This is a genomic window from Arthrobacter sp. 01T428 (assembly GCF_056398685.1).
Map to the genome: position 1 here is coordinate 230,870 of NZ_JBFTPW010000008.1, position 17,765 is coordinate 248,634.

At 65.4% G+C, this 17,765-nt stretch carries 12 protein-coding genes and 1 tRNA gene; 9 read left to right on the forward strand and 4 right to left on the reverse strand.

The features are described from left to right. The first annotated feature begins 148 nt into the window (after positions 1-148). Positions 149-1,630 carry an NAD-dependent succinate-semialdehyde dehydrogenase gene (locus AC1DJB_RS11835; RefSeq protein WP_059387943.1) on the forward strand — a complete coding sequence of 494 codons (1,482 nt, stop codon included), beginning with the start codon at positions 149-151 and terminating at the stop codon, positions 1,628-1,630. Between the two features lie 215 nt (positions 1,631-1,845). Here AC1DJB_RS11835 and AC1DJB_RS11840 read toward each other — a convergent pair whose 3' ends face one another. The 3 genes from AC1DJB_RS11840 to AC1DJB_RS11850 all read right to left on the reverse strand — a co-directional run bounded on the left by AC1DJB_RS11840 (position 1,846) and on the right by AC1DJB_RS11850 (position 6,894). Next, positions 1,846-4,221, reverse strand: coding sequence for a transglutaminase TgpA family protein (locus AC1DJB_RS11840; protein ID WP_476910281.1), 2,376 nt, complete (start codon positions 4,219-4,221; stop codon positions 1,846-1,848). Between the two features lie 155 nt (positions 4,222-4,376). Continuing rightward, on the reverse strand, positions 4,377-5,795 hold the full coding sequence (locus AC1DJB_RS11845) for a DUF58 domain-containing protein (RefSeq protein WP_284989836.1): 1,419 nt from the start codon (positions 5,793-5,795) through the stop codon (positions 4,377-4,379). 22 nt (positions 5,796-5,817) lie between these two features. Then, entirely contained in the window at positions 5,818-6,894 is a 1,077-nt protein-coding gene (locus AC1DJB_RS11850; protein ID WP_476910282.1) for an AAA family ATPase, read from the reverse strand. Between the two features lie 188 nt (positions 6,895-7,082). On the opposite strand from AC1DJB_RS11850, the gene AC1DJB_RS11855 reads away from it, so the two are divergent. The 5 genes from AC1DJB_RS11855 to AC1DJB_RS11875 all read left to right on the forward strand — a co-directional run bounded on the left by AC1DJB_RS11855 (position 7,083) and on the right by AC1DJB_RS11875 (position 13,223). Next, the gene (locus tag AC1DJB_RS11855) at positions 7,083-7,967 is read left to right on the forward strand and encodes a TatD family hydrolase (RefSeq protein WP_306961210.1); all 885 of its coding nucleotides are present in this window, start codon (positions 7,083-7,085) and stop codon (positions 7,965-7,967) included. A gap of 266 nt (positions 7,968-8,233) precedes the next feature. After that, on the forward strand, positions 8,234-9,385 hold the full coding sequence (locus AC1DJB_RS11860) for a resuscitation-promoting factor (protein ID WP_059387941.1): 1,152 nt from the start codon (positions 8,234-8,236) through the stop codon (positions 9,383-9,385). A gap of 107 nt (positions 9,386-9,492) precedes the next feature. Next, positions 9,493-10,374 carry a 16S rRNA (adenine(1518)-N(6)/adenine(1519)-N(6))-dimethyltransferase RsmA gene (rsmA, locus tag AC1DJB_RS11865; protein WP_284989832.1) on the forward strand — a complete coding sequence of 294 codons (882 nt, stop codon included), beginning with the start codon at positions 9,493-9,495 and terminating at the stop codon, positions 10,372-10,374. Further along, on the forward strand, positions 10,371-11,348 hold the full coding sequence (locus AC1DJB_RS11870; RefSeq protein ID WP_284989831.1) for a 4-(cytidine 5'-diphospho)-2-C-methyl-D-erythritol kinase: 978 nt from the start codon (positions 10,371-10,373) through the stop codon (positions 11,346-11,348). Before rsmA ends, AC1DJB_RS11870 begins: the two co-directional genes overlap by 4 nt. Before the next feature lie 39 nt (positions 11,349-11,387). After that, on the forward strand, positions 11,388-13,223 hold the full coding sequence (locus AC1DJB_RS11875) for an ABC-F family ATP-binding cassette domain-containing protein (RefSeq protein ID WP_476910283.1): 1,836 nt from the start codon (positions 11,388-11,390) through the stop codon (positions 13,221-13,223). A gap of 881 nt (positions 13,224-14,104) precedes the next feature. Here the strand turns inward: AC1DJB_RS11875 and AC1DJB_RS11880 are convergent. After that, positions 14,105-14,791: a TetR/AcrR family transcriptional regulator gene (locus AC1DJB_RS11880; RefSeq protein ID WP_442880124.1), complete on the reverse strand. Its 687-nt coding sequence runs from the start codon at positions 14,789-14,791 to the stop codon at positions 14,105-14,107. 189 nt (positions 14,792-14,980) lie between these two features. Here AC1DJB_RS11880 and AC1DJB_RS11885 point away from each other — a divergent pair. The 3 genes from AC1DJB_RS11885 to AC1DJB_RS11895 all read left to right on the forward strand — a co-directional run bounded on the left by AC1DJB_RS11885 (position 14,981) and on the right by AC1DJB_RS11895 (position 17,692). Then, positions 14,981-15,052: transfer RNA gene (locus AC1DJB_RS11885), tRNA-Gln, on the forward strand. A gap of 154 nt (positions 15,053-15,206) precedes the next feature. Further along, positions 15,207-16,715: a bifunctional UDP-N-acetylglucosamine diphosphorylase/glucosamine-1-phosphate N-acetyltransferase GlmU gene (glmU, locus tag AC1DJB_RS11890; RefSeq protein ID WP_441433685.1), complete on the forward strand. Its 1,509-nt coding sequence runs from the start codon at positions 15,207-15,209 to the stop codon at positions 16,713-16,715. After that, on the forward strand, positions 16,712-17,692 hold the full coding sequence (locus AC1DJB_RS11895; protein ID WP_028266439.1) for a ribose-phosphate diphosphokinase: 981 nt from the start codon (positions 16,712-16,714) through the stop codon (positions 17,690-17,692). The genes glmU and AC1DJB_RS11895 overlap by 4 nt, the downstream gene beginning before the upstream one ends. The last annotated feature ends 73 nt before the right edge of the window (positions 17,693-17,765 follow it).

Below are 17,765 nucleotides of genomic sequence, written 5' to 3' on the forward strand. Positions count from 1 at the left end.
GCTGTGCAACTGCACAAACTCTTGCGCCCGCGGCAGTGCGCGAAGGCGTAGACACTGCTTCGCGGCGGGCAGTACCGTGACAGTAATTCCACAAAAATCAAGTGTTGGTGCATCCCTACAACGTGCGCTGACTGACGAAGGAGTCACTGTGACTGTTACCGCCGATCGCGAAAGCGAACTTCTCGCCTCCGTTCCCACGGGGCTGCTCATCAACGGCCAGTGGCTGCCTGCCGCGTCCGGCAAGACGTTCGACGTCGAGGATCCCTCCACCGGCAAGGTGCTCGTGAGCATCTCCGACGCCGGAGTGGAAGACGGCGCCGCGGCGATGGACGCTGCCGCAGCCGCCCAGGCTTCCTGGGCCCGTACAGCTCCGCGCGAGCGTGGCGAAATCCTGCGCCGGGCATTCGAGCTGGTCACGGCACGTGCCGAAGACTTCGCACTGCTCATGACCTTGGAAATGGGAAAGCCCTTGGCCGAAGCCCGCGGTGAAGTAGCCTATGGAGCCGAGTTCCTGCGCTGGTTCTCCGAGGAAGCCGTCCGCGTCAGCGGCCGCTACTCCGCAGCTCCGGACGGCAAGAACCGCATCCTCGTCCAGAAGAAGCCGGTTGGTCCGTGCCTCCTGATTACCCCGTGGAACTTCCCGCTGGCCATGGCCACCCGCAAGATTGCCCCCGCGGTGGCCGCCGGCTGCACCATGGTCCTCAAGCCCGCCAACCTGACCCCGCTGACCAGCCTGCTCTTCGCACAGGTCATGCAGGAAGCAGGCCTCCCCGCAGGCGTGCTCAACGTCATCCAGACCTCCACGGCCGGCGCCGTCACCGGGCCCCTGATCAAGGACGACCGCCTGCGCAAGATCTCCTTCACGGGTTCCACCGCCGTCGGACAGGCCCTCATGCGCGAAGCCGCGGACAAGGTCTTGCGCAGCTCCATGGAACTCGGCGGCAACGCCCCGTTCGTGGTCTTCGAGGACGCCGACCTGGACAGGGCTGTCGAAGGCGCCGTCGCGGCCAAGATGCGCAACATGGGCGAGGCTTGCACTGCAGCCAACCGCTTCATTGTGCATGACTCCATCGCTGACGCCTTCGCCGACAAGTTCGCTGCCAAGATCTCGGCACTGAACACCGCGCGCGGTACCGAACCGGACTCCACGGTCGGCCCGTTGATCGACGGCAAGGCCCGAAACGGGGTGCATGCACTCGTGTCCGACGCCGTTGCCAACGGAGCGGTCGCCGTCACCGGCGGTGCCCCGGTGGACGGCCCGGGCTACTTCTACCAGCCCACCGTGCTCAAGAACGTGTCCGCGGACGCGCGCATCCTGAAGGAAGAAATCTTCGGGCCCGTTGCGCCGATCATCACCTTCAAGAGCGAGGATGAGGCCATCAAACTGGCCAACAACACCGAATACGGCCTGGTGGCCTACGTCTACACCAGGGACCTGAACCGTGGACTGCGCGTCAGCGAAAAGATCGAGACCGGCATGCTCGGCCTCAACGCAGGCGTCATCTCCAACGCCGCGGCACCGTTCGGTGGCGTGAAGCAGTCAGGCCTGGGCCGTGAAGGCGGTTTCGAAGGCATCGAGGAATACCTCACCACGCAGTACGTCGGCATCGCGGATCCCTACGCCGACTAGTAGGACTTCGGCGGACCTCTCGCAACGGGGAACTGCCGTTGAGTGAAAGGCAGGGCACTGAACCTTTGGGTTCCGGTGCCCTGCCTTTGCCGTTCCATCCCAACTGATCCCCACCGCCACCCTCGCCTCGCAAGCTCGGCCAGGGAACCCTGGCGGCGTGGCCCCTCACTGTCGTTTTAGGCGCCCATAACGACAACAACTGCTAGTGAGTTGGGTCAGGGCCGCCAGCGGATGGAACTGAACAGCCTTTGCCAGGATGCTGCCGCACGGCGAGCCGCGGCGGTGGACATGCCACCCAGCCAACGGAAGGGGGTCGATAGGAGCTGGAACCACCGGGACATCAAGGATGGCGGGAACCAATCCGCCCGGAAGGCCTCGAACCATGTGGCATTGCGCCGGAACGCCGCACGGACAGCCGCGATCCGGATCGGGGCCGCGTTCGCTTGCTCCGCCGCAGTGTCCGCAGGGACGCCCGCCGGGGGACCGTAACGCTGCCGTTCGAAGTCGCCCGTGAGCGAGGCTACTGCGTGCTGCCCGGCGTCGTCGTCGGCTCCCGACGGCGACGCTGCCGCCACGGGCGCGCCGAGCACAGCCGAGTTGCTCAATCGGGCCGCGAAATGCCGCGGCGTTTCGCTCGGCACCGGCGGTACACCGTAATCCGTGGCGAGGTCCTGGAGCTCAGCCCACGCCAGGACCGGACCACCCGGCCTCAGGCGCCGCGCCCGGATACCGGAGCGGACCAGCCGCGGGGAGGCCACCAACACCGCCAAAAGGAGCGCCGCTGCGGTGACGTACCAAATGGCCGCGGAACCGGTGCCCGTGCCCGATCCGACCCCCGGACCCGCAACGGGCGGTACAGCGGCGGTGCTCGGCGCGGGAGTCGAGGCACCCGGGGCCAGGTTTTCGTCATGCAGGTTGGTGCTCGGGCCGCCCGCTGCAACAGGGTCGCTCGCGTAGGGCGGGACCACGCCGCGGGAAGGGGTTGGTTCGAAGGCGACCCAACCGACTCGTTCGAAATAGAGCTCGGGCCAGGCATGGGCGTCGCGGGCATCCACCTGGTATTCGGGAAGGGGTTCCTGTCCCGCCACGGCAACAGTGGCCCCCGTGGCGTGGCCCGGCGCGTAGCCGACGGCGATGCGGCTCGGGATTCCCTCCAGCCGTGCCATGACGGCCATCGCGGAAGCGAAGTGCACGCAATAGCCGCTCTTCTGCTGCAGGAAATCCGCCAGCACGGACAGGCCGTTGCCGTCATAACCGCCCTGGACGGGAGCCTGCAGGGAGTAGCTGAACTGGGACGAGCGGAGATAGTTCTGGATCGCCATCGCCTTGGCATAGTTGCCGTTGGCGCCTGCCGTCACTGTCTTGGCGGTGTTCTTCACAATGTCAGGAACATTGCTTGGCAACTGGATGAAATCCTGCGAGATGGAGGTGGGCTTGGCATTGTCCTGGCTCAACGTCGCGGACGTCACGGAAGGCAGCGCCGAATATACCGTGTACTGCTGGTTCCGGGTGGTGCTGTCCTCGCCGCGGATGCTCAGTGTCTCGGGATCCCAGGACCAGCGTCCGCTCAGGCCGTTGACGGCGGTCGGGGCATAGGGGACCGGGAGATACGGGCTGGTGAACTGTCCGGTATCGACCACGGTCAATTGGCGGACCAGCTCGGCGGGGAGCGGGTAGTCGGGCGCCATCCGGCCAGGCCCGATGCGCCGGGAGGCTTCGCGGTCGTCCGGCGCCCAGGTATCGCCGTCGAACTTGTCAATGGTGACGGAACGCAAGTACACCGGGGCCGTGGAACTCGTGGCGTAGGTGATGCTGCCGTCACCGGTGGGATTCCGCAGGCTGTTGCCGAGCGTGATCATGGGATTCAGGCCGTTGGACACGCCCCAGGGATTCAGCCTCGAACCGACCGGAAACGTCCCGCGCTCAAAGCCCGGAACCGCCAACGGCAACAGCAGCCCCAGCACCAGGGCCACGCCACCGATCACCATGGACCGTTTGAGCTGCCCCGTACCGTGGGCGTTGTCGGTCTGCAGCCTCGAGTCCGGTGCGAACCACTGGCTGCAGCCCAGGATCAGGATGAATCCGACGGCGGCAGCCAGGAATCCGGGCAGGCCGCCGCCTTGCGGCTTGATGGTCGCCGGGAACACGAGGACTACCAGCAGGCCCAGTCCACTTGTCGCGGGCATGCCGAGCGGGACGGCCAAGGCGTCGATGAGGAGAGCTACCAAGCCCAGCCCCGCGCACGCAACGAAAACTATTCCGGCGTTCGGGGAGACGGGTGCCGTCTCAGATACCACCGTTTCGCCGGCCCGTTTCAGGAATTGGCCCAGCGTGTCAAGGGTCGCGCCGGAAGGAATGAAGCCCGCGATGCTTTCCGGCCGGAAGAACGTGAAGTCGAGGATGAACACCAAGGCGAGAAACCCGCCCAAAGTGGTGAGTACCGGGTGGACCCTCAAGGCACGAAGGACGGCGAGGGTCAATCCGACGACGAACACCGTGGTGATAGCGGGAACCAACCACGCCCAGCCCCTGAAAACCCCGTTGAGGGAGAGCGAGGCTCCGAGTACGGCGAAAGCGATGGCCGCCGACATTGCCCAAGGGTAGGCTCCAGGTCCCGGCTTCCGCGGGGAAAGGGGCGCCCTTCCCGGACCGCTGGACCTTCCCGGACTATTGGAGGATGAGTCACTTGTCCCCGGCGGCTCCGGGCTCGGGGGCCGTCCCGGAGGGCCGTTCCTGGAGGTTGTGGTCATCGTGGCACCGCCGCGCCACGGCGGACGTCCATCGCTGCGGCAGCAGCTGCGAGGATCTCTCCCTGATCGAAGCCGGCCCAGGCGGCGGGAAGGTCCGTCCTCGAGCTCACGGCGACGGCACGCCATCCGCCCAGCTTGAGGGCTTCGATGACAGGCTGGACATGGCGCGGGTGGTCGGTAACAACGAGGGCAAATGCGTTGGCCCCGTAGCCGGCGGCCGGCGCCAACGCCCGGGCTTCGGACAGCGGCATGTTGCCGAGCAGCGCGAGAACGGGGCCACGGAGGCGGTGCGCGGCCAGCTTGTCCATCAGGTGGTCGTCGAAGGGGGCCTCTGCACCCTCGACGGCGGCGGTTTCTTTACGGCCGCGCTCGCCGTGGACGTGCCGTGGACCGCTGAGCTGGATGGCGGCGAGGCTTTCGGCAATGGACTGCAGGCCTCCCAAACCACTGAATTCCTCGGTTTCGGGATACGGGGCGGAGCGGGATGAACGGAATGCGGGGTGTCCCGCGGCATCCAGGAACCGCAGCGAATAGTTGCGATCGGCGAGGTGGGTGCTGATCGACATCGCCGCCGTCACGACCCATTCGAAGTTCTCGCTGCTCACCAGTTCAAAAGCGTCGTCGTGGGCAGGGCCGAAGACCGCGGCCGGGCCGGACACGAAAGCGGAATAGCGCTGGTCCAGTATGATGGTCGCCTCTGGCGTGGTGACGGATTCCTCCTGCCGCACCATGAGCTCTCCGTGCCGCGCTGTCGCGGCCCAGTGGACGCGTCGCATGGGGTCCCCGTGCCGGTATTCGCGGGTCATCACGTCGTCGTCACTGGGGTTGGCGCGGATCCGGGTGGCCGTCACGCCGTCGTTTCCGCGCGCGCCGGCCAGGCCGGTGGCGGGGAGTTCGACGGCGGCAGGCGTCACGGTGAGGATGTCGCCGTCGTCGATCTCGTGGCGGTGCAGCGACAAGCCGAAGGGATCGCAGAACTCGGCCGTCACCGGACCGATCTTGAACTGGCCGCGCTTGCCGGAACGCAAATGGTATTCATAGCGGCTGGTACCGCCGGAAGCGGCGCGGGCAGGAAAGCGAAAGGCCGGAGGTTCGCCGAAGCGCGGCGGCAACTGCTCCTCCATGATCACCGGCCCGGCGGCTGCACCGGTCCGTGCCACTGCCAACCGCACCGTGGCCGTGGAAGAGGTTTCCACGGAGGAGGGATGGAATTCGCGGAACACCTGGAAGCGCGGTTTGAGGATACGGACCCCGGCAAGCGATACCAGCGGCAGCACCAACAGCAGGATCCCCAGGGCCAGCAGATCCCGCCTGCCCATGATCTGGGCAAGCAGCAAGGAACCCACGCCGCTGGCAAGCAAGCCCCACCCACGGGTCGTGAACAGATGCTTCGGAAGTAGATCGACCAGCGCCATGCCTGCCCCCTTCTTCGCTTCCCTAGGCGCCGCGGCGTTCCGCGCCGGCGTCCTGGCTGACGGGGAGGGAGGCCAGGATGGCCCGGATGATGCTCTGCGGAGTGTCACCGGAACTCGCGGCCTTGCGGTCAAGGATGATGCGGTGTGCCAGAACGGACTCAGCGACGGAAATGACGTCGTCGGGAAGGACGAAATCCCTGCCGTCAAGGGCGGCCGTCGCTTTGGCCGCCCGCAGTAGTTGCAGCAGGGAACGGGGGCTGGCTCCGAGGCGCAGGCGTGCGCTGTCGCGCGTGGCCCGGCCCAAGGCAACCGTATATTCCTTGACCGATTGGGAAACGTAAACCTGCTGTACCGTGGCGATCATCGCGGCTACGTCCGCGGAAGTGACCACAGGGGTGACTTTGGCGAGGGGTGAGACAGCCTGATGCGTCTCGAGCATCTCGATCTCCGAGAGCTTGTCGGGGTAGCCCATCGAGATGCGGGCCATGAAACGGTCCCGCTGCGCCTCCGGCAACGGATACGTTCCTTCCATCTCGATGGGATTCTGCGTCGCGACAACCATGAACGGTTCGCCCAGTTGGTACGAATGGCCGTCCACTGTCACCTGGTGTTCCTCCATGCATTCGAGGAGGGCGGACTGCGTCTTCGCGGAGGCGCGATTGATTTCGTCGCCGATCACGATGTTGGCGAACACCGCACCCATCCTGAACTCGAACTGCCGCGAGGACTGGTTGTAAATGGAGACGCCCGTGACATCCGAAGGAAGCAGGTCCGGGGTGAACTGGATACGGCTGACCTTGCAATCGATGGTCCGGGCGAGGGTCTTGGCGAGCAGCGTCTTGCCAACGCCCGGCACGTCCTCCACCAACAGGTGGCCTTGGGCGAGGAGCACGGTGAGGGCAAGCGTGGCGGCCTCGGCCTTGCCGTCGATCACTTTGTTGATGGCCGCCAGGATCTTCTCGCTGGCAGCATGGAATTGCCCAGGATCCATGACGCTCGGCTTGTGCCCGTTAAGGGACTCGCGCTCAGGCGGCAAGGCAACCGCGGCCTCGTCCCGTAGCAACTCTTCGTCAACGGTGCCGTGTCGCTTTGAGTCCATGGACAATCCCCTCAGCCATGACAGAAACCCCAGCCGGGCCGCGGTGCCCTGGCCGGGATATACCGCCTTTTGTACCAGACTACCCAGCCTAGGGCCGCCGCAGACAGAGGCATGTTCTTGAGGAATGGATACACGGGGGATTAGTTCGCGGTCCGGAAGGCATCAGCAGGGAAAGATAGGGTGGATCCATGTGCAATTCCCTCCCACCGGCTTCCTACCGCGCAACTGAAACCGGCGATTCCCGCAAGGAATACCCGCCCGCTCCCGAACCGCTGCCGGTCCCCGTGATGGACAACCACACGCACCTCGATTTCCGGCACGGCCTGCTCGAAGTAGCCGTCGCGGATGCTTTGGACGCGGCCGAAGCCGTGGGGGTCCAGGGCGCCGTGCAGGTAGGTTGCGACCTCGAGTCATCGCGGTTCACGGTCCAGGCGCTGGACGCGGACCGGCGGCTCCTCGGAGCTGTCGCGATCCACCCCAACGATGCCCCCGTGTACGCGGGACGCGGAGAGCTGGAATCGGCGCTCGCGGAAATCGAGGAGCTTGCGGCGCATCCTCGGGTTCGTGCGATCGGTGAGACCGGCCTTGATTTCTACCGCACCCATGGCGACGGCCTGGTGCACCAGCGCCATTCGTTCCGCCGCCACATCGATATTGCGAAGCGGCTGGACCTCACCCTCCAGATCCACGACCGTGACGCGCATGACGACGTCGTCCAGGTTCTCCGGGAGGAGGGGGCCCCGGAGCGGGTGGTGTTCCATTGCTTCTCGGGCGATGAAGAACTGGCCCGGATCTGTAACCTGAACGGCTGGTACATGTCCTTTGCGGGCACCATGACGTTCAAGAACGCCGCCAATCTGAGGGACGCGCTGGCCATCGCGGATCCGGAACTGGTGCTCGTCGAAACGGATTCCCCGTTCCTCACGCCGCACCCCTACCGGGGCCGTCCGAACGCGAGCTACATGGTGCCGTACACCGTTCGTTCCATGGCCGAAGTGACCGGAACCGAGCTTTCCACGCTGTGCTCGCAACTGGCCCAAAACACCGTCGCAACGTACGGTTCCTGGGACTGAGCCGAATCCGGTTTACATACCCAGTATGTAAAAATCTTGGTCACTTTATAACGCTTCGGTTACAGTGGGTAACCAGTAGCCGGGGTCGGGGAAGGCCTTCGGACAACTAACTCCGTTCGCAATTGGTGTTTTCAGTTGAATTGAGTGTGGCGGCGCACAACTCCGCTGCAGTCCTCCAGCATGCTTCGGCAGGCATCCGGGACCGCGGCAGGAGGCCCCTGTGCGCTTTTCCCCGTGCCCGGATGGTCCAAAAGTTACGGGCAAACATGGTTAAGTTCTTCACCACGGGCGGCAAGTTCAGTTTCGTCAAAGTCGGTGCGCAGCTGCTGGTGCTTTCGGCACTGGTGCTGGGAGTGGTTGCTTTTACAGGCAACAACAAATCAGTCACCCTCAACGTCGACGGCAAAGTGAGTTCCGTCCAGACCTTCGGCAACACCGTTGACCAAGTGGTCAAGGCAGCCAAGGTCGATCTGAAGGCTGAAGACCGGGTATCCCCGGCCTTGGACGCCTCGGTGCAGAACGGTTCCATCATCAACGTCAACCTGGCCAAGGCCGTCACCGTCAGCCTTGATGGCGCCCAGCGGACGGTCAACACCACCGCCCCCAACGTCGAAGGCCTCGTTTCCGAGCTCGGCGTCGCGAGCGCATCGGCCGTCTCGCAGCCGAAAGACACGCAGCTGGCCGTCTCCGGATCCTACGTTTCGATCCTGACCCCCAAGACGATCAGCCTGATTGTCGACGGTCAGAGTTCGGCAAAGACCACGACGGCGGCCGACGTGGGCACCGTCCTCAGCGATGCCGGCGTCTCGCTTGGCGCCAACGACCGGGTTTCGCAGCCCAATTCGGCTCCCGTTGTCCAGAACATGGTGATCAAGGTTTCGCGGGTGGACACCAGCAAGACCGCCACCGAGACCGAGAACGTCCCGTTCGACACGGTCACGACGGAGGACGCCACCCAGTTCAGCGACCAGAAGACGGTCACCCAGGAAGGGGTCCTCGGGCTGCTCAGCAAGACGTTCAAGCTCGTCCTGGTGGATGGCCGTGAGGCTTCCCGGACGTTGGTCTCCTCTGACGTCACCGTCAAGCCGGTCTCCGCGAAGGTAACGGTCGGAACCAAGGAACGCCCCAAGCCCGCACCTGCCGCAGCTGTTGCCTCCGGACCTACGGGTGCGCCGAACGAGGCAATGTGGGACAAGATCGCACAGTGCGAGTCCGGCGGGAACTGGGCCATCAACACCGGCAACGGCTACTACGGTGGCCTGCAGTTCGACATCCAGACCTGGATCGGTTCCGGCGGTGGCGCTTACGCTCCCAACGCCGCCGCCGCCAGCAAGGCCCAGCAGATCGACATCGCCAACCGCGTCTACGCGCAGCGCGGCCTGTCTCCGTGGGGCTGCGGATGGGCAGCATCCAGCTAGGCAAAAATGAAAGTGGCCGGGTCCGGAATTTTTCGGGCCCGGCCTTTTCGCGTGCTGAAGCCAAGAGGCGGCGCTCCCGCCAGTCGCTCAGACGATACGATACCTAGGTGACTGAACCGAATTCCGAACCCGCCGCCGTCGCGCCCCTTCTGGGAGCTGCGGACATCCGACGGCTCGCCGAGGAAATCGGTGTCCGCCCCACAAAGACCCTGGGCCAGAACTTCGTCATCGACGGCAACACGATCAGGAGGATCGTCTCCGCCGCCGGTATTGATCCCGAGGAAACCGTGCTGGAGGTCGGCCCCGGGCTGGGTTCGCTGACGCTCGGCCTGCTCGACGCCGCCAAGACAGTTGTCGCCGTCGAGATCGATCCCGTACTGGCCGGCAAGTTGCCGGAAACGGTGCGCACGTGGCGCCCGGAAGCCGTGGACGAATTCCACCTGGTCCTCTCCGACGCCATGAAGGTCACCGAACTTCCGGTTCAGCCCACGGCTCTCGTGGCCAACCTGCCGTACAACGTCGCCGTCCCCGTGGTCCTGCACCTGCTCCAACATTTCCCGAGCCTGCAACACGGGCTGGTCATGGTCCAGGACGAGGTGGCGGACCGGCTGGCCGCGGGGCCGGGCTCCAAGATCTACGGAGTCCCCTCGGTCAAGGCCGCCTGGTACGGCCACATGCGCAAGGCCGGCGTGATCGGCATGAATGTGTTCTGGCCGGCCCCCAAGATCCACTCCGGCCTGGTGTCCTTCACCCGCGGCGCGCCGCCGGCAACGCACGCCACGCGCGAACAGGTCTTCGCAGTCATCGACGCCGCTTTTGCCCAGCGGCGCAAGACGCTCCGCGCGGCCCTCGCGACGTGGGCGGGGAGCGCGGCGGAGGCCGAACGTTTCATTGTCGCTGCAGGCGTTGATCCGACTGCCCGCGGAGAGGTGCTCGATATCAACGCGTTTGTCCGGATCGCCGAGGCACGCCACCCCCTGGACGCATGAATCCGGCAATCGGCGGTGCGAACCGCGGGCGCTTCGTCGCACGGACCGTACGCGTCCGGGCACCCGGCAAAGTGAACGTTTCCCTCAACGTCGGCCCCTTGCGGCCCGACGGCTACCACTCTGTGGCCAGCGTGTATCTCGCGGTGTCCCTGTACGAGGAAGTAGCCGCAACGAGCACGGAGGGGACCGGGATCACGGTCAGCATCGCTCCCTCAAGCACCTTGGACCTCGACGGTGTGGACATCCCGCTGGACGAGCGGAACCTGGCCTACAAGGCTGCCGCCATCATGAGGGATGTCTCGGAGAAAGCCACGGGCGTGCATTTGGAAATCACCAAGCGCGTCCCCGTCGCCGGGGGCATGGGCGGCGGCTCGGCCGACGCCGCGGCGACACTCCTGGCCTGCGATGCCCTCTGGAACAGTGGTTTGTCACGCGAAGAACTGGCCCACCTTGCAGCCGAGCTGGGCGCGGATGTGCCGTTCTCGCTTCTCGGAGGTACCGCCGTCGGGCTTGGCGTGGGCGACGAACTCTCACCTGCACTCGCGAAAGCGCAGATGGACTGGGTCCTCGTCTGCGCAGACTACGGACTTTCCACACCCGAGGTTTTCCACACCTTGGACAGGCTTCGGACCACCGAGGGACTCGACATCCCCGAGCCGCTCGAGGTGGACGCCAAGATCCTTCAGGCGCTGCGCGACGGGAATCCCGATGCCTTGAGCAAAGTCCTCATCAACGACCTCCAGCGCGCCTCGATCGAGCTGGCCCCGCAATTGCGGGACACCATAGGGATAGGGGAGTCCAGCGGTGCCTTGGCCGGGATTGTTTCCGGTTCCGGCCCCACCGTGGCTTTGCTTGCCCACAACCCCCGGGCGGCCGAGGGGCTCGCCGAGGACCTTCGGCACCTGGGACACAACGCCCTTGCTGTGCACGGCCCGGTTCCGGGTGCCCGAATCATCTCCGATACCCTTCTTTGACACGTCGCCCTGACTGTTCACACCAGAAAGTAGTACCCAGTGGCCCACCTGCTTGGCGGTGAAAACCTCACCGTTTCATTCGCAACCCGCACCATCCTCGACGGCGTAACCCTTGGTTTGGAGGACGGCGACAGGATCGGCATGGTCGGGCGCAACGGCGACGGCAAATCCACGCTGATGCGCTTGCTGGCATTGCGCTCGACGCCGGACTCCGGCCGCGTCACCAAACGCGGCGACGTCAACGTCGGCTACCTCGACCAGTCCGACGTGCTCGACGGCGACCTCACGGTCGGCGCCGCGATCGTCGGCGACCAAGCCGACCACGAATGGGCCGCGAACCCCAAAATCCGCGAGATCATGGGTGGCCTCGTGGCCGACGTCGATTGGCACGCCAACGTGCATGCCCTCTCCGGCGGACAAAAGCGCAGAGTCGCCCTGGCCAAGCTGCTCATCGAAGACCACGACGTCATCATGCTCGACGAACCAACCAACCACCTCGATGTGGAAGGCGTCGCCTGGCTTTCCCGGCACTTGAAGACCCGCTGGCGCGCCAACCAAGGCGCGTTCCTTGTGGTGACTCACGACCGTTGGTTCCTGGACGAAGTCTGCAACCGGACGTGGGAAGTGCACGACGCCATATTGGACCCGTTCGACGGCGGTTACGCTGCCTACGTGTTGGCCCGCGCCGAGCGTGACCGCACCGCGTCCGTCGTCGAAAGCAAGCGCCAACAGCTGGTCAAGAAGGAGCTGGCGTGGCTGCGCCGGGGCGCCCCTGCGCGCACGTCCAAGCCCAAGTTCCGCATCGAAGCCGCCAACGAGCTGATCGCAGATGTTCCTGATCCGCGCGACTCGGTGGCCCTCAGCAAGATGGCAACCGCCCGCCTCGGCAAGGACGTGCTGGACCTTGAAGGCGTCTCCCTGGACTTCAAGGGGGACGACGCCGGCCGGAAGCTCTTCGACGACGTCACCTTGCGCTTGGCTCCGGGGCAGCGGCTGGGGCTGGTGGGCGTCAACGGTGCCGGAAAGTCCACCCTCCTGAGGCTCCTTAACGGCGAGATCACGCCGAGTTCAGGCAAGGTCAAGCGCGGCAAGACTGTTGTCACGGCGGTGCTCAGCCAGGACGTCAAGGAACTCGATGACGTGTCCGACCTTCGCGTGATCGAGGTCATCGAACGCGAGAAGCGCTCCTTCAGCGTGGGCGGCAAGGAGTTCACGGCCGGCCAGCTCGTGGAGCAGCTCGGGTTCACGAAGGAAAAGCAGTGGACTCCCGTCACCGACCTTTCCGGTGGCGAACGGCGCCGCCTGCAACTTCTGCGTCTGCTTGTGGGCGAACCGAACGTCCTGATGCTCGACGAACCCACCAACGACCTCGATACCGACACGCTTGCCGCCGTCGAAGACGTCCTGGACGGCTGGCCCGGCACGCTGGTTGTTGTCAGCCACGACCGCTACTTGCTGGAGCGAGTCACGGATTCCCAAATGGCACTCCTGGGTGACGGCAAGCTCCGCGGACTTCCGGGCGGCGTGGACCAGTACCTGGAATTGCGCGAAGCCGCGCTGGCGAGCGGCGCAGTGACCGGCGGCGCGTCGAGCGGCAGCGCGAGGCCGACGGCGGGAAGCGGCTCGAGTGCCGCAGCCTCCGGGCCCAGCGAAGCAGAGAAGCGCGAAGCCCGCAAAGACCTGAACAGGATCGACCGTCAACTGGGCAAAATCGCGCAACAAGAAGAGAAGCTCCACGTCCAAATGGCGGCCAAGTCCCAATCCGGCGACTTCGACGCCCTCGGCGAACTGAACACCAAGCTCCAGGAACTCCTTGACGAAAAAGAAGGCCTGGAGCTCGAATGGCTCGAGGCGGCGGAGATCCTGGGGGAGTAGGCGCGGCTCGCCTTGGGCTGCGCCTTGGTGCGTGGTCGCCTGGGGTGCCGTAGGCGGCTCTTCCGCGTCGCTTAGCGCGGAGGTTCCTTCCCAAAGCTCGCAAGCTCGCTTCGGGGCCCTCGGAACGCCGCTTCGACGCAAGAGGGTCCGCTCGCTCGCTGAGCGACCTCCGGCCCACGAAGGGCCGCGATGCGCTCCTTTCGGAAGAACCGCCTCCGGCGGGGGTAAGTCACCTCGCGGGGGCGGACTGCCGGCGTCGTCCGCCAGCGGTGGGATGGGTAGGGGCCGTGGAACTCGAGGCACAAGGGAGACTGTAGGTCGTCGCGAACGAGCGAATCTCGACACCCAAATTTGCCCACGACACAGATCGAGAAAATCAATGCGCGGATTCCAGTGCCGATAGGGATTTTGCGCGTCGACGGGGCACATCGGCGTCGGAGGTCCGGGCGCGGGTCGAAGCGGTTGTTTGGTGAATCGGGGGCGATTCTCGACCCCCAAATTTGCCAGCGACGCAGATCGAGAAAATCGCTGCGCGGATTCCAGTGTCGATAGGAATTTTGCGCGTCGACGGAGCGCCTCGGCGTTGAAGGCCAGGCGCCAAACGGAACGATGGCAAGAGCGGTGCTGCGGGCCTTCGGGTAGGAGCGCATCGCGGCGCATCGGGGTTTGGAGGTCGCTCAGCGACCGGAAGACCCCATATGCGCTGTGTCTAAGCGACGGCGAAGGGCCGTTGCTCCGCGTAGGCGACCAAGGGCGACGGCGACGGCGAAGGGCAGTTGCGCCGCGGAGGCGACCACGGAAACGCAACCGCGGAGGCGACCGCGGACACGTGGGAAGGCGACTACGGACGCAACCGCAACCGCAAAAGCCAACCAGACGCCCTAGCCCTCGCTCCGGAGTTCCGGCTCCTTTTGCAGGCCCGTCAGGCCGTTCCATGCCAGGTTGACCAGGTGGGCGGCTACCGCGCGTTTGTCGGGCTCGCGGTGGTCCAGCCACCATTGGCCGGTCATCGCCACCATGCCCACGAGCATTTGGGCATACATGGCGCCGTCGGCTGCGCTGAAACCGCGCCGGGCGAATTCGTCGGCGAGGAGGTCCTCTACGCGATCGGCCACGTGGGAGAGGAGGGTGGAGAAGGCGCCTTCGGGCTGGGAGGGCGGGGCGTCGCGCATGAGGATCCGGAAGCCGTCGCTCCGCTCCTCGATGTAGCCGAGCAAGGCAAGTGCCGCCTGTTCAACGAGGACGCGTGGTTTGGCTTCGGCGGCGAGGGACTCGTTGATGGCGTCGAGGAGGATCCGGAATTCGAACTCCACAACCTGGGTGTAGAGGCCTTCCTTCGAGCCGAAGTGCTCGTAAATCACCGGCTTGGACACGCCCGCGGCGGCTGCGATTTCGTCGATGGTCGTGGCGTCCAGGCCGCGGGCGGCAAAGAGGCCCCGGCCAATTTCGATGAGCTGGGAGCGGCGCTGGGCGCCTGTCATCCGGGCACGGACAACCTGGGCTGCGGGTGGGTGGTTGATCACCCTGGAACCCGTCGACTGCCGGGGAAGTCCTGTGCTGTTGCTCACGCATCCATCATGCCTTATGGCAAGCGTGAAGCGGCCTCTGGAGTGCCCGCCAATACCGCTGGAAAGGACTCGGGGTTGCGCCAAGTCGCGAACACCGCGATGGTCATGGCAAACTAGATTCTTGTGTGTGCGACCCGGTCAATCGGGAACCCCGCGGACCCTGCGTCCGCAAGGGCTAAGTGCGCACGGTCCGCTCTGGTGTAATGGCAGCACCCCGGCCTTTGGAGCCGTGGAGTATAGGTTCGAATCCTATGGGCGGAACTTGTCGGTGGTCTGCCGGCGCCGCCTCTGAAGGCACCGTCTCTCCCGAAGCTGTCCACTGGCTGCACGGAAGGCTGTGAATCGGCAAGAGTAGGATAGAGCAGATGCCGCAGCCGGGTTCGCCCGGACGTAACCGAGCAAGGAGAGCGACTTCGTGAGCCCCGATACTACTGGCCCCGCCGCTGTAATTGTCCTAGCTGCCGGAGCCGGTACGCGGATGAAGTCACGGACTCCCAAAATCCTCCACGAAATCGGCGGACGCTCCATGGTGGCGCACGCCATCCTCGCAGCGCGCTCCATCGATCCCCGGCAGCTGGCCCTCGTGGTCCGCCATGAGCGGGACCTCGTCGCCGCGCACATTGAACTGATCGATCCCGACGCCGTCATCGTGGACCAGGACGATGTTCCGGGGACCGGGCGCGCGGTGGAAGTAGCCCTTGACGCCTTGGACGCGAAGGCAGAACTCACTGGCACGGTAGTGGTCACCTACGGTGATGTGCCTTTGCTGACCGGTTCCCTTCTGTCCGAGCTGGTCGCCACGCACGAATCCGAAGGCAACGCCGTGACGGTCCTGACCGCGGTGCTCGATGACGCCAATGGCTATGGCCGCATCCTTCGTGCCGAGGACGGCACCGTGCTGGGCATCCGCGAACACAAAGACGCGAGCGACGCCGAACGTTCCATCCGCGAAGTCAACTCCGGCATCTACGCTTTTGACGCAAAGGTGCTTCGCGAGCAGTTGCGCAAAGTGACCACCGAGAACATCCAGCAAGAAAAATACCTCACTGACGTTCTTGAATTGGCGCGCTACGCCGGAGGCCGGGTTTCCGCCGTCGTCACCGCCGACCGTTGGCAGGTCGAGGGCGCCAACGACCGTATCCAGCTCGCCGCGCTCGGCGCAGAGCACAACCGCCGCATCATCGAGGCGTGGATGCGTGCAGGCGTCACGGTCGTTGATCCGGCCACCACCTGGATCGATTCCACCGTCACACTGGACGAAGACGTCCGCCTCCTGCCCAACACTCAGCTCCACGGCACCACCACCGTGGCGCGCGACGCCGTCGTCGGCCCCGACACGACCCTCACCGACGTTTTGGTGGGCGAAGGCGCGAAGGTGACCCGCACCCACGGCTCAGGATCGACCATCGGTGCGGGAGCCAGCGTTGGCCCGTTCACCTACCTGCGTCCCGGCACTGTCCTTGGGGAGACCGGCAAGATCGGCGCCTTCTACGAAACCAAGAACGTGACGATCGGCCGCGGTTCCAAGCTGTCCCACCTCGGCTACGCCGGCGACGCCGAGATCGGCGAGGACACCAACATCGGCTGCGGCAACATCACGGCCAACTACGACGGCGAGAAGAAGCACCGCACGGTGATCGGCTCCGGTGTACGGACCGGTTCCAACACTGTCTTCGTGGCCCCCGTAACGATCGGCGACGGCGCATACAGCGGCGCCGGTGCCATCATCCGCAAGGACGTTCCCGCCGGAGCCCTCACCCTGAGTGTCGCTCCCCAGCGCAACGCGGAAGGCTGGGTCATCGCCAACCGGCAGGGCAGCAACTCGGCCCAACGGGCGCAGGCTGCGCAAGCCGCGCTTGGCTTCACTGCCACCCCCGATTCCTCAAGTACTCCGGCAACCACAGAAGAGGGCACACAGGCATGAGCGAAATTACCGCACACGGCGAGAAGAAACTAGTTCTCGCCGCCGGACGGGCGCACCCCGAGCTGGCGCAGGAAATCGCCAAGGAGTTGGAGACCGAACTCCTGCCTATCGACGCCTACGACTTCGCGAACGGCGAGATCTATGTGCGCTCAGCGGAGAGCGTCCGTGGCACCGATGCCTTCGTCATCCAGGCGCACCCGGCCCCGCTGAACAACTGGCTCATGGAGCAGTTGATCATGATCGATTCCCTGAAGCGCGCGTCCGCGAAGCGGATCACGGTTGTGTCGCCGTTCTACCCGTACGCCCGGCAGGACAAGAAGGGCCGCGGCCGCGAGCCGATCTCCGCCCGCTTGGTGGCAGACCTTTACAAGACCGCCGGCGCGGACCGCATCATGTCGGTGGACCTGCACACGTCCCAGATCCAGGGGTTCTTTGACGGCCCGGTGGACCACCTCATGGCCATTCCGCTGCTTGCCGACTACATCCGCACCAGGGTCGAAGCGGACAACATCACCGTTGTCTCGCCGGACACCGGCCGTGTCCGCGTTGCGGAACAGTGGGCCGAGCGCCTGGGCGGTGCGCCTTTGGCGTTCGTCCACAAGAGCCGCGACCTCACGGTGCCGAACCAGGCCGTCTCGAAGACCGTCGTCGGACAGATCGAAGGCCGCACCTGCGTCCTGATCGACGACATGATCGACACCGGTGGAACGATCTCCGGCGCCGTCCAGGTCCTCAAGAACGCCGGCGCCAAGGACGTCATCATCGCGTGCACCCACGCCGTCTTCTCCGAGCCGGCGGCACAGCGCCTGGCCGATTCCGGTGCCCGCGAGGTGGTCGTCACCAACACCTTGCCGATTCCGGCCGACAAGCGCTTCCCGCAGCTCACGGTCCTGTCGATCGCACCGTTGATTGCGCGCGCCATCCGCGAAGTGTTCGACGACGGTTCCGTCACCAGCCTCTTCGACGGCAACGCCTGATCCCCACCGGCTCCCAGCCTTCGCAAGCTCAGGCCGGGGCCCTCGCCGGCGTGGGCCCACTCATCGCTGGTCC

Bases quoted from the DNA above. Each gene is read 5' to 3' on its own strand.
- AC1DJB_RS11895 (WP_028266439.1), top strand. From the start codon at position 16,712: ATGAGCGAAATTACCGCACACGGCGAGAAGAAACTAGTTCTCGCCGCC.
- AC1DJB_RS11855 (WP_306961210.1), top strand. From the start codon at position 7,083: ATGTGCAATTCCCTCCCACCGGCTTCCTACCGCGCAACTGAAACCGGC.
- AC1DJB_RS11840 (WP_476910281.1), bottom strand. From the start codon at position 4,221: ATGTCGGCGGCCATCGCTTTCGCCGTACTCGGAGCCTCGCTCTCCCTC.
- AC1DJB_RS11850 (WP_476910282.1), bottom strand. From the start codon at position 6,894: ATGGACTCAAAGCGACACGGCACCGTTGACGAAGAGTTGCTACGGGAC.
- AC1DJB_RS11860 (WP_059387941.1), top strand. From the start codon at position 8,234: ATGGTTAAGTTCTTCACCACGGGCGGCAAGTTCAGTTTCGTCAAAGTC.
- AC1DJB_RS11845 (WP_284989836.1), bottom strand. From the start codon at position 5,795: ATGGCGCTGGTCGATCTACTTCCGAAGCATCTGTTCACGACCCGTGGG.
- AC1DJB_RS11870 (WP_284989831.1), top strand. From the start codon at position 10,371: ATGAATCCGGCAATCGGCGGTGCGAACCGCGGGCGCTTCGTCGCACGG.